This window comes from Enterococcus hirae ATCC 9790 (assembly GCF_000271405.2).
Classification (GTDB): domain Bacteria; phylum Bacillota; class Bacilli; order Lactobacillales; family Enterococcaceae; genus Enterococcus_B; species Enterococcus_B hirae.
Genome location: NC_018081.1, coordinates 2306889 through 2319371 on the forward strand (window position 1 = coordinate 2306889; position 12483 = coordinate 2319371).

Genomic DNA, 12483 nt, shown 5'->3' on the forward strand with positions numbered 1-12483 from the left:
GAAAAAGAGAAGGGAAGAAAACAATGACTCAAACAAAAGCTTGGTGGAAAGAAGCGGTCGGATACCAGATTTATCCTGCCAGTTTTATGGATAGTAATGGAGACGGCATTGGGGATCTCAATGGTATTCGTGAAAAGCTTTCTTATTTAAAACAATTAGGGATTGATTTTATTTGGATCAATCCAGTTTATTCTTCACCTTTTATTGATAACGGTTACGATATTAGTGACTACCAAAATATTTTAGAAAAATTTGGAACAATGGCCGAATTTGATCAATTACTGGCAGAAGCACATCTACAAGGAATCAAAATCATTATGGATCTAGTCATCAATCATACATCTGATCAACACGAGTGGTTTATTGAATCCAAGAAGTCACTGGATAATCCTTACCGAGATTACTATATCTGGGTAGATGGAACACCTGAAAACGCTCCAAATGACTGGCAATCGATTTTTGGTGGCTCAGCTTGGGCATATGATGAACAGACGAAACAATATTATCTGCATGTCTTTGCTAAAGAGCAGCCTGATTTGAATTGGGAAAGCGAGAAATTAAAAAATGAACTTTTTTCTATGATTCGCTGGTGGTTAGATAAAGGGATCGATGGGTTTCGTTTAGATGCGATTTCCCATGTGAAAAAAGATGAATATTCTGTTAAAGCAACTGAAAACCCCTTTTCTCCTTTTCAAAATGTTTCCGGGATCGATGAACACTTAAATGAATTAAAAGATGTTTTTGATGACTATGACATTATGACTGTTGGCGAAGCTAGCGGGGTGTCGGCTGAAGAAGGTCCAGAATGGGTCGGCGCTGATGGGTATTTTGACATGATCTTTGAATTTGACCATATCTCGATTTGGAAGCACGAAAAAGAAGGAAAACTTGATGTTATCAATTTAAAAAGAGCGTTAAGTGCCTGGCAAACCGCTTTAGACGGTAAGGGTTGGAATGCACTTTATATGGAAAATCATGATACACCTCGTTCAGTTTCTTTTTTTGGTGATCCTGAACATTATTGGCAAAAATCAGCAAAAGCAGTCGCAATGATGTACTTTTTCCTGCAAGGCACGCCATTTATTTATCAAGGACAAGAAATCGGTATGACGAATATGCCGTTTACTGCCATCGAACAAATCGATGCCGTCGATTCAAGACGTCTTTATAACCAATTGCTAGAAGAAGGAAAATCTCCTGAGGAAGCTATAGATATCGTTGCTGATACAACAAGAGACAATAGCCGAACACCTATGCAGTGGGGATCAGAAAAATATGCCGGATTCTCAACAAACGAACCTTGGCTGATGGTAAATCCCAACTATCATACACTTAACGTAGAAGAACAAGAAAACGATCCTTCGTCGATCTTATCTTTCTACAAACAAATGATCCGCATCCGTCGTGAAAATCAAGGATTGATCTATGGTTCATTCAAAGAATATCTCGCTGAACACGACCAACTCTATGTCTATGAACGATCATTTACCGATAAAAACTATCTGATTATAGTCAATCTAACGAGTGAAGTAGCGGAATATTCATTACCGAATGAAGTTGATGTTCCTTGGGAATTACTTCTCACGAATCAAGAAGAACGTGTATTTGAACGAGTGGGTAAGCTTGATCCTTATGAAGCGAAATTATTTGTAACCAGTAAAAAAAGAAACTAAAAAAAGTTTGTCTTGAGCTTTCTAATGAAGTCCAAGGCAAACTTTTTTGACATACTGTATGAAGTTGGGTGACTGTACCTTTATAGAAATTAGATAATAAGTGAATATTTTATAATAAAGAATAACATTAACATAAATATTAGGTAGGTTATCAGTTAATTGATTCTTTTAAATCACTTCATACTCAGCTCGCGGACCACCAATGTATTTTGGACGTGAACGCAGAGCTGTAACATGCGCGGCTCCTAATGTTTGACTGCTTGGTCGAACAGGTACTTGAACGTGTTTGACATGCATACCGATGGAAGTATCACCGATATCGATCCCAGCTTGCGCTACCACATGTTCCACTTCTACTGGATCATCGAATTGGTCAAACGCTGCTACTGAACAAGCGCCACCAACGTGTAAGGCTGGTACAACAGAAACAATTTCAAATTGTTTTTGCTCTGCTACGGAGCGTTCGACGACAAGGGCTCGATTAATGTGTTCACATCCTTGAACAGCTAAAGCGACTCCTAAGGGTTGCAATATTTCTCTAATCGTTTGGATAATCCACTGTCCAACTGGAGCACTTGAGTTTTTACCAATTTGTCCACCGACCACTTCACTGGTACTACATCCTAATACAAATAAATCGCCAGATTTTAAATTTGCTTCTGCTAATACCTCGTTGACCATTTTGGTTAATTCTTGTTTTAAAGATTCTTCTGTGATGCTCATTTTATTCTTCCTTTCATTACTTACTTTCTTTTTGTACTCTCGTTCGTTTTAGAGCTTGAGTGAGTGGTAAAGCCAATCCAACCCCTATAATATTTTGAAAAATATTTCCAGGAATAGAAGCTACCCCCGCAGGCCAATCATATAAAAACCAACCTGCTAAAAAATAGCCACTAATCATCAGACAACTACCGATAAAAAGACCGACAAATCGACCTTTGCTTGTTTTTTCGGCAAAATAGCCACTGACCAATCCTTGCAAACCATGGATCAATAAGGAAAAAAGGGCCCATTGCGGATAACCTGACAGTAAATCGATGAATAAACCACTTGAGGCACCGACAACGAACCCACCAAATGGACCAAATAATAAAGCAGTGGTGTAGATGCCAGCTTCGCAGAGCGTGACAAAGCCGTTAGTTGCTGGTATTGGAACTAAAATTGTTAAAGATAATGCTACTGTTAAAGCGATCAGCATGGCATAAATTGTCATTCGTTTCGTATTCAACGATTAAATCCCTCCTTTGATGTTACCGCCAGACCAGACACTGCCTGTTTGATCATTCATTTCAACACCGTTTAAAATACATTGATAAACGTAAGTTTTACTTCGTTGAATGGCTTGTGGGAGCGTATAGCCATGGACGAGATTCGCTGTAATAGCAGAAGAAAAGGTACATCCTGCGCCATTCACCGTTGATCGTGTTAATTTTTCCATTGTAAAAGTGGTTAGTCCGTCATGACTATACAAAACATCGATTGCTTCATCGCCATGGATCCCAGAGCCACCTTTAACAACGACCGCTTTGCTTCCTAAAGTATGAATAAATTTGGTTGTCTCTATCACTTCATTGATGCTTGAAATTTTTTTCTTTCCAGAAAGGAGAGCCGCTTCTTTAAGATTGGGCGTGACAAGATCAACAAGGGGGAAGAGTTCTTTCACTAAGCACTCAATATACTGTTGATTCGCTAATGAAGTAGTTTCTTTAAAAGCTAAAACCGGATCAAGAACGATTGGGATTTGAGGGTGCTTTTTTAAAAAATCTCGGACGATTATGATTGCTTCAAGAGAATGCAATAAGCCAATTTTGATACCCGCTAAGTCTGTCATCTTCTGGATCGAAGCAAGTTGCTGTTCCAACCACTTAGCAGGTAGATTTTCTAAGAGGAATGCGTTGTTTTCGTCTAACATGCCTACACAGGTGAGCGCGCTCATTCCAAAAAGTTGAAAATTCTCAAAAGTTTTCAAATCGGATTGAATTCCTCCACCGGCAAAAGGGTCAGAACCACCAATTGTAAGTATTTTTCTCATTGTTTTCCCTCCACGAAAAGAGTATAACGAAAGTTGTTAGAAAAGAAAACAGCCAATTGGCATATTTTTATGTCATCCAATTTTGCGTAGTCTTTAGATCACTAAAATTTATCTATCATCTGAATGAAACAAGTACACTGTATTGTTGGCAACTTAACAGCTAGAAGAAAACAACCTGATTTTTAAGCTATGCATACTCAAATAAACAACTTCATTAGATATCATTATCAATAAATTGAATCTTTTTTGTTATTCCTACATTTTTTACAACTGAAAATTTTTTAAACAAAAGAGAACACTGACGTTATACCTGCTAGGTAAGAGGATAACGTCAGTGTTCTTTTTATTATGCTTTTAATTCTTTTTCAATTTGTAGTCGACGGACTTTCATTGTCGCAGTCCGTGGGATATCTTCATAGTCTCTGATAATCGGCGTATTCAATCGAGGTAACTCATGCACTTGTTTCCACCAACGATCCCAGTCCATTTCGTGATTAGGAGCAAGAGCGATCAATGGTTGTGGCGCATTGTTTTTATCACGAACGATGACCACTTCCGATAGAAATTCTAATGAGTCTAACAAGAAATCTTCGATCGCTAAATTGCTATTGATTGTATCGATCAAATCCACTTGACGATCCTTTAAGAACAAATGCCCCTGTTCATCCATGCTGCCGTAATCACCGCTGTCCCACCAAGCACCATAAACATTTTCTTGGAAACGAGCATCTTCTTTATAATAAGTTAATGCACGACCTTTTGACAATAAATGGATGTGTCCATCTGTATTAGCAGGTAAGACGTTCCCATTTTCATCTGCGATCCGCGCTTTGGTTAAGTCGCCAAGTCCCACACCCATGTCTCTCGCATTACTCGTTTTTAAACTCTCTAATGTATGAGCTTTTAAAATCATCGGTCCGCATTCGCTTTGGCCATAAACTTGTAAGAAAACAGCTTCTTGATTAGGAGAAGTCCGTAAGAATGTTTCCATAGTAGAGTTGTTGATCGCATCAAAAGTGGAATGGTAATAACGAATACCAGCAAAAGCTTCTGGATATTCTTTCGCTGTAAAGCTCCACTGAACAAAGTTGTTTGGATGTGTTTCAAGTGCAATCGGTGGATTTTCTTTTAACATGGCCACAACGTTTTCCCCTTGAGCATCCGCTAACGGCATCATTGGAAAGCCCATCGCCATTAACGAAGAAATACCAATATTGAAGCGAGAATGAACAGGAGAGATATGGAAAGCCACAAGTTTTTTCTCTGCGATCTTAGTAAAGACAGTTTTTTGCCATTTGGTGCGCCAGCCCATTGAATGAGCAGAATGACAAATCAATTTAGGAATACCTGTTGTTCCTGAAGTATGGGTCATATAAGAAATTTCATCGTTCCCCAATTGATTTTGTGCCACTGGTTCTGCTGGTTGAGTCAATAGTTTAGAAACAGCAATTTGTTTTTCTTTTGATCCATTTGAAATGCCAGCCACTCGTTCAGCCGTTTCATCATCAAAAAGGATAAATGGATCTTCTAAACGGTCGACAAAGACTTCTAAAGTGGGGATAGGGAAGTGATAAGAGATCATTGCTGGTACCGCCCCAAGATAAGCTGTTGCTACAGCTAATAAATAAGTATCAAAAGCTGAACTTTTGTAGATCATGACCTTATCACCAAGTCCGACACCCAAATGAGCTAATTGATAGGCACGAGTCAAAACGAGTTGGCAGGTATCTTTGTAAGTGCTTTTAAAACCAAGTTCCGGAAAAGCTGCTAAGGGTTGGTCAAAGATGATTGGTACATCTGGTGTAGCATTCGCTGCTTCTTGAAAATTAGAAAAAAGATTTAGTGGGGAATAAGCGATTGTTTCCATAAGTCACACTCCGATTTCATTTAATAGACAAGTTGGTAAGCAAAGTAAGAAAAATTTGTGAATTAAATCATTTACTTTGCAAATTCAGCTATAATCTTAGCACAAACCCTAAATAAAAAACAGCTTTCTTTGTGAAAAAATGAATTATATTTCGTTATTTCATTTTTTATTACTTGTTATTTCCTTGTAAGAGAACTCTAACATCTTTTGTTGGACTTCTTCAAATGAATGTTCATTGATATAACGATTACCATAAAGGAAATTGACGATATCCAGATCATCAAAATAAAGGGAAACGTAGTACCCGTAAGTTTTACGACATAATTCTGGCGAAATATTTTTATATACAGTGATTTTACTTAGTATTTGGCGAATCGTCCGTGGAGAGATTTGCTGGTCATGAGATGAACGAAAAGCAAAAGAATCAGGTCCTGTCCCAGTATCAGTTATTGCTAAATAGTTTTTAATGAATGGCAGTGCTTCATTGGGAATTGGCGACTGATTAAGCCGATTTTTTTACGGCTAAGATGAATGATTTGTTTATTTAAGTCAATATCTTTTCTTTTTAATTCAACGACTTCATGGATCTTTAACCCGCAATATAAAAGAATAGCTGCGATCGCTAAATTTCTTGGTCGGTTCCTTATTTCAAAGCGTGCTTCTCGTGAAGAGTTAAAGCCATTCATAGGAATAAACAGATGCTCAAAGTCTTGAAACAAAGAGGCGTCTATGAATCGAGGCGCTGCAGCAGTAGTTTCAGGAAGCGTTTTTCCTAATAGAGATATTTCTTCAGTCAATAACCCTTTTTGATACAAAAACCGTAGAAAATGATTTAACGAATATTGTTTTCGTGAAAGACCATAATAGCTATTTTTAAATAACTGGTTTGTTTGTTGATCAGCTGTGGTCTGAAACGAACGAGTATGCTGATAGACTTTATCTAAAAAATTTAAATAGTCTTGTTTTTCAAGACGAAGAATAACTTCATCTGTGATCTCTTGATCTAAAGCTTCGTGAAGATAATCCGTGAATAAATGAAAATCTTTTGCATATTCATAACGACTGCTTAATGAAAGTTTTTTTTGATTTTCTTTTAAAAATTCTTGGAAAATAGGAGGAAGCTGTGCGATGCGTTGTTTTAACTTTTCTTGAATGTGTTTTCGTGTTTTTTGATCCATAAAAGAACCTCCTTTTTGTTCAAACTGGTGTTCTATTTTATTATTGTAGCTTATTTTTCGTTTTTCTTCTATTTCCTTTTACTGATATCTATTTATACCAACGTTTATTTGCTCATGATTCATATATATAGTAACATCGCCAACTATAAGAAAAACTGTAACCAATAAACAGAAAGACAATGATCTTGTAGTATGAACGAATTGTTTCATGAGTTTTGTTTAGTGACATTTTGTCACTGTTGCGCTATACTTTTTTACAGTGACAAAATGTCACTATCGAAAAAGGAAAATGTAGGAGGGAAAGTAATGTTTTTAGCAATGAAAGAAATGAAATACGCAAAACTACGATACGGACTCATTATCGGTATCATGTTCTTAATTGCTTATGTCGTTTTCATGCTATCAGGTCTAGCAAGTGGATTAGCAGAAGAATTTAAAAAAGCGATTGATGATTGGGGTGCTCAAGAAATCGTTTTGTCCGAAGATGCTAATCAAGTGTTTGCAGCATCTCAATTGACAAGAGGTGACCTTGATCAAGTAAATGCGAAAGAAAAAGCACCGATTGGCTTATACAGTGGAGCAATCAAGGGCAAAAACAAAGAAAACGTGACAGTCTTTGGTACGACTAACGATGCCTTTTTATTACCTAAAATCACAGATGGTCGGATGTTTGATAAGAAAAATGAAATAATTATCTCCCAAAATCTGGCACAAGATCAATATAAGTTGGGAGATCAAATCAAAATCGGTAGCGATGACCAAGCATTTACGATCGTTGGAATTTTTCCTGCCACTTATTATACGGTCTCACCAGTCATCTATACAGATCTAGAAACTTGGACACAATTAAAATATGGAGCCCAACCGTTTGCTTCAGATGACAAAAAGCCGATCAATGCGATCGTGACCAAACAATCAGCTGCAATTGATAAAGATGGCGCATCAAAAGATTTACAAAAACTGACGATTCCTGATTTTATTGAAAGTCTTCCAGGTTATTCTGCACAAAATATGACACTAAATGCAATGGTTTACTTCTTGTTTCTTGTCGTAGCAGCAGTGGTTGGCATTTTTATGTATGTCATCACTTTACAAAAAACAGCGATCTTTGGCGTAATGAAAGCTCAAGGGATTCGCAATTCATTTATTGCTAAATCGTTGATTGCACAGTCATTTGTTATTGGAGTCATTGGTGTCGCCTTAGCAGTTCTAGCTGCTTATCTAACTAGCTTGTTTTTACCAAGTGCGATGCCATTCGCTATTTTTTGGACACAATGGTTGCTATATAGTGGGGTCTTACTCGTTGTAGCAGTTGTAGGCGGCGTCTTCTCAATACGCACGATCACAAAAGTGGACCCAATCACCGCCATAGGAGGGTAAAAAATGAAGAATATTTTAACGATGAAAAATATCGTCAAGACTTTTGGTAGTGGACATACTGAAGTGACTGCACTAAAAGGAATTAATTTTAATGTCAAACAGGGAGAATTTGTCAGCATCATCGGTCCCTCTGGTTCAGGAAAGAGTACTTTCTTAACCATTTCCGGTGGGCTACAAACACCTACTTCTGGAGAAATCGCCATTAATGGTCAGTCTTTTTCCGATTTATCTGAGAAAAAAAGAGCCGATTTACGTTTTAAAGAAATTGGGTTTATTTTACAAAGTTCTAATTTGATTCCATTTCTAAAGGTCAAAGAACAATTTTATTTAGTTGATCGAGTCAGCCATCAGAAACAAAACGAAACAGTGATTGATGACTTATTGAAATCATTAGATATTTATGATCTAAAAGAAAGCTATCCTCGAGATTTATCTGGTGGAGAAAGACAACGTGTAGCAATTGCTCGTGCGTTGTTCAATGACCCTAGTTTGATCTTAGCAGATGAGCCTACCGCTAGCTTAGATACAGATCATGCCTTTGAAGTAGTCAAGTTACTTGTCAAAGAAGCACATGAAAAACAAAAAGCAACAGTCATGGTTACACATGATGCTCGGATGATCAAATGGAGCGATCGTGTCTACCGAATGAAAGATGGTGATTTGATCGAAGAAACGGAGGGGTGGGATGCCTAAATCGACCTTTCTTAATCTGCCCAATGAGAAGAAACAACGGCTTATTGAAATTTTACTTGAAAATTTTTCAGCTCGACATATTAGCCAAGTAAAAGTTGCAGATATTGTCGAAGATATGGCTATGTCAAGAGGGGCCTTTTATAAGTACTTCGAAGACTTGGAAGATGCCTATACCTACACGATCCAGTATTATTCGATTCAAATCCATCGAGATATTTTGAAATATATCAGTCAAAACAAGCAAGACTTTTTTCAAGGAATTGAAAATTACCTTGCGTGGTGTAGTGAGCTGGAACAAAAAAGTAGTTATTGGCAGGCCATCCGCTTTTTAACGAGAAGTGATGATTTTACCAATCACCAAAGAACCAAGCCTTCTGCTGAATCAGGAAGATTAAAGGAATGGTTTAAGTTACTGAAGGCAAATGGCTTTCACATTACTTCGGAAGAAGAAGCGATTAGCTTTTTATATTTTCTCATGGATCTTGTGATCAATTCATTGACGGATTACATTGCGAATGACTGGACTACTGATGAGTTGTTGCAAGATTATCGTTACAAGGTAAAATGGCTGCAAAAAGGTTTGAAAACCGAACGAAGTGAATCTTGAATCCACTCGATTCATTTGTTAGCCGTTTCTTTTTAACTGGTAAGTAGTGTCCGTATTCAGAAAAACACTTCGATACTTCTTTGTGTCATCATCGATAACCAAATAAAAACCTTCGATAGAAAGTTCTTATAGTTGAGAGCAACGATTTTTCCTTTTTGATTCTCCGTGATAGAATTTTTATTGTAAGAAAAGAAAAGGGATGACACAGATGAAGAAAATTATACTATTTGGTGATAGCATTGCTGCTGGATTGTACCAGGGGGAGGTCGTCCATGCATTGGACCATGCGTTATCAACGACCTTAAAAGCTTTAGGACAAGCTGATTTTAAGATCATTAACTTAGGAAAAAAAGGCGATTCAACGACAAGCAGTCTTGAACGATTGTCTCAACTTCCCCAAGATGAACGTACAGCTGACTACGTCGTTCTTAATGTTGGCGTTAATGATGCAATCAATCAAAGAGATAACCAAAAAAACTATCGAAAAAACTTGGAACAATTGATCAACTTTTTTAAACATAGCCAAGTGATTTTAATAGGGCCTAGTTACGTTGATGAAAAGATCAAAACCCAAACAATTCCTGAGATCTTAGTAGAGTATACTCAGATCGCAAAAGAAGTAGCAGATGAGAACAAAGTAAGTTTTATTGATTTTTATCATTATGAAAAATCTTTTGAGGACCCAACACTTTACTTGCAAGACGATGGGTTGCATCCTTCGAAGTTAGGCTATCACTTGCTAGGTGCTTTGATTGCACAATGTATCCAGCAAAAAGAACAAAGCGCGCTCTATTGGCTTTGACATACGGTAATAAACAACTGTTTTCTAATGGCGATATTCCTTCAACAAACCTTTTTGGATCAAGTCTTGTTTTTGTTTGAGATTCTGGATGTTTTCTTGATAGTTTTGTGCATACATCACGGAATAAAGAGTGTTTAAAACATAGTCGAAGGCAATTTATGAGGAAAATGTTGCCACTTTAGCAAAATCTAATTCATCTTGCGTAACGATGAGTTTCATCGTTGCTTGTTTTGCCATTTCTGAATGTTCATTTCCAGTGATCAATACAGTTTTAGCACCCACATGGTTTAAATGCATCATAATTTTTTCATAATGGTGAATCCTTCCACTATAAGTTAGAAAGATGGCACAATCCTTTTCCGTTAAATTAGCTGCATTCCAAGAAGAATCACTATACTCTTCAGCTAATATCAAAAATTTATTGATCTTGATTAGTTTATTTTGAAATTTGCGTGCTGTGATTTGAGAATCCCCTTTGGCAAAAATAAACATGCGATTCGCTTGATTCAATGCTGTGGCAATCGCATCAATTGACTGTTTCTCCAATTGAAGCTGTGCTTTTTTGATAGATTGGATCGACAAATCGGCCATTTTTTTAGCGATCGATTGACTATCATCTTGATCAGTAAAAGGAAAGTTTGGATCAATGATTTGATTGAACTGGGCTTTCATCTGATGGACTTCACGACCAAATTCAAAACGAAATTCTCTAAAACCAGAAAAACTCAATTTTTTACATAAGCGAATAATGGCTGAATGCGAAGTATACGTCGCTTTTGCCAATTCCTCGATCGTCATATAAACAGCTGTTTCTCTATTTGCTTTGAGATAATCAGCAATTCTTTTTTCTGTTGTTGTAAATGCTTCTTGTCGTATCAATTGGTCTTCGATTAACATATGCTCACCTTCCTCATCCATCTTACTGAATATCCCTCTTTTTGACTACTATTTTTTGTGTAGGTTAAACATACCTGTCGATTATTCACTTAAAAAGAGCACTTTCTTGAACATTTTTTTCTAACTGCGCTCAAATTAACTTTTAAAGGGACCAGTCATTTATACTGATAGTAGTTAAAAACAAAAATTGGAGGAAAACGTATGTTAACAATTGCCTATCTAGGAAATGGAAAAAGTACCAACCGCTATCATTTACCTTTTTCACGAAAACTAAAAGATAAGATCAAAATCAAAACGATCTTTTCACGTTCAGAACCCACTTGGGAAACATTTGAGGATATCCATTACACCAATCAATTGGAAGATCTATGGAACGATCCAGAAATCCAACTAGTTGTCATTACGACTCCGAGCCAATTTCATTATGAATATGCTAAATTAGCCTTAGAGCATGGAAAAAATGTCCTGGTAGAAAAACCGTTTGCTGAAACTTCTGCAGAAGCGAAAGAGTTATTTGAGCTAGCGAAGCAAAAAGATTTATTTATCCAGTGTTATCAAAATCGTCGTTTTGATTCTGATTTCTTGACCGTACAAAAAGTGTTGGAAAGTGGAAAATTAGGCGATATTTTAGAAATTGAGATGCATTATGATTATTTCAGACCTGAAGTTCCTGAATCGGCAACGGAATTTTCAACAGTCAATAGTTATCTCTACGGTCATGCTTGTCACACAGTAGATCAAGTAATTTCTTACTTTGGCGAACCAGATGACATCCACTATGATGTGCGCCAATTATTAGGAACGGGACGAATGAATGATTATTTCGATTTAGATTTTTATTATGGAACAATGAAAATCTCTGTCAAATCAAGCTATTTTCGTATTAAGGAACGCCCAAGCTTTGTGGTTTATGGGAAGAAAGGGATGTTTGTAAAACAGACAAAAGATCGACAAGAAGAGCATCTTAAACTATTTTATTTCCCGGACCATCAAGATTTTGGTATTGATTTACCAGAACACTACGGCACACTTACCTATATGGACCAAAATGGAAACTACCATGAGGAAAAAGTGATTTCTGAAGTAGGGGACTATAGTCGGGTCTATGAGGGAGTCTATGAAACGCTCATAAACGGAGCCGAAAAAGTAGTGAAAGACGAAGAAACACTTCTACAAATGAACATTTTAGAAACAGGGATCAAAGAGATCCAGGAAAAAGAAGCGCAAGCAAACAAATAAACCATTCGCTGTTTATAATCATTCTGAAGGATTAAGCAAAGATTGATGAGAACCAAAAAAACAAAACCATTAAAATATGATGGGGAGGACACCTCATGTTTTGACAGTTATTTTG

Annotated in this window: 10 protein-coding genes and 2 pseudogenes; 6 read left to right on the forward strand and 6 right to left on the reverse strand. The window is 36.9% G+C overall.

Going from position 1 to position 12483, the window contains the following annotated elements; genetic code table 11:
- Nucleotides 1–23 precede the first annotated feature (23 nt).
- The gene (locus EHR_RS10985) at nt 24–1673 is read left to right on the forward strand and encodes a glycoside hydrolase family 13 protein (RefSeq protein ID WP_010737575.1); all 1650 of its coding nucleotides are present in this window, start codon (nt 24–26) and stop codon (nt 1671–1673) included.
- A 168-nt stretch (nt 1674–1841) separates the two neighbouring features.
- On the opposite strand, the gene EHR_RS10990 is transcribed toward EHR_RS10985, so the two are convergent.
- The 5 genes and pseudogenes from EHR_RS10990 to EHR_RS11010 all read right to left on the reverse strand — a co-directional run bounded on the left by EHR_RS10990 (nt 1842) and on the right by EHR_RS11010 (nt 6750).
- Entirely contained in the window at nt 1842–2396 is a 555-nt protein-coding gene (locus EHR_RS10990; RefSeq protein ID WP_010737574.1) for a TIGR01440 family protein, read from the reverse strand.
- A 16-nt stretch (nt 2397–2412) separates the two neighbouring features.
- On the reverse strand, nt 2413–2901 hold the full coding sequence (locus EHR_RS10995; protein WP_010737573.1) for an ECF transporter S component: 489 nt from the start codon (nt 2899–2901) through the stop codon (nt 2413–2415).
- A gap of 3 nt (nt 2902–2904) precedes the next feature.
- Nucleotides 2905–3705 carry a hydroxymethylpyrimidine/phosphomethylpyrimidine kinase gene (locus EHR_RS11000; RefSeq protein ID WP_010737572.1) on the reverse strand — a complete coding sequence of 267 codons (801 nt, stop codon included), beginning with the start codon at nt 3703–3705 and terminating at the stop codon, nt 2905–2907.
- Between the two features lie 346 nt (nt 3706–4051).
- Nucleotides 4052–5572, reverse strand: coding sequence for an AMP-binding protein (locus EHR_RS11005; RefSeq protein ID WP_010737571.1), 1521 nt, complete (start codon nt 5570–5572; stop codon nt 4052–4054).
- 159 nt (nt 5573–5731) lie between these two features.
- Nucleotides 5732–6750, reverse strand: a pseudogene (locus tag EHR_RS11010) (tyrosine-type recombinase/integrase).
- Between the two features lie 306 nt (nt 6751–7056).
- On the opposite strand from EHR_RS11010, the gene EHR_RS11015 reads away from it, so the two are divergent.
- The 4 genes from EHR_RS11015 to EHR_RS11030 all read left to right on the forward strand — a co-directional run bounded on the left by EHR_RS11015 (nt 7057) and on the right by EHR_RS11030 (nt 10232).
- The gene (locus EHR_RS11015; protein ID WP_010737569.1) at nt 7057–8130 is read left to right on the forward strand and encodes an ABC transporter permease; all 1074 of its coding nucleotides are present in this window, start codon (nt 7057–7059) and stop codon (nt 8128–8130) included.
- A gap of 3 nt (nt 8131–8133) precedes the next feature.
- Nucleotides 8134–8823 (forward strand): ABC transporter ATP-binding protein, encoded by a 690-nt coding sequence (locus EHR_RS11020; RefSeq protein ID WP_010737568.1) that lies wholly within the window; start codon nt 8134–8136, stop codon nt 8821–8823.
- Nucleotides 8816–9430 (forward strand): TetR/AcrR family transcriptional regulator, encoded by a 615-nt coding sequence (locus EHR_RS11025; RefSeq protein ID WP_010737567.1) that lies wholly within the window; start codon nt 8816–8818, stop codon nt 9428–9430. Before EHR_RS11020 ends, EHR_RS11025 begins: the two co-directional genes overlap by 8 nt.
- Before the next feature lie 208 nt (nt 9431–9638).
- Nucleotides 9639–10232, forward strand: a complete 594-nt coding sequence (locus tag EHR_RS11030; protein WP_010737566.1) for an SGNH/GDSL hydrolase family protein — start codon at nt 9639–9641, stop codon at nt 10230–10232.
- Nucleotides 10233–10256: 24 nt separating this feature from the next.
- Here the strand turns inward: EHR_RS11030 and EHR_RS11035 are convergent.
- Nucleotides 10257–11129: pseudogene (locus EHR_RS11035) on the reverse strand (MurR/RpiR family transcriptional regulator).
- Between the two features lie 201 nt (nt 11130–11330).
- On the opposite strand from EHR_RS11035, the gene EHR_RS11040 reads away from it, so the two are divergent.
- Nucleotides 11331–12368, forward strand: coding sequence for a Gfo/Idh/MocA family oxidoreductase (locus EHR_RS11040; protein ID WP_010737564.1), 1038 nt, complete (start codon nt 11331–11333; stop codon nt 12366–12368).
- Nucleotides 12369–12483 lie beyond the last annotated feature (115 nt).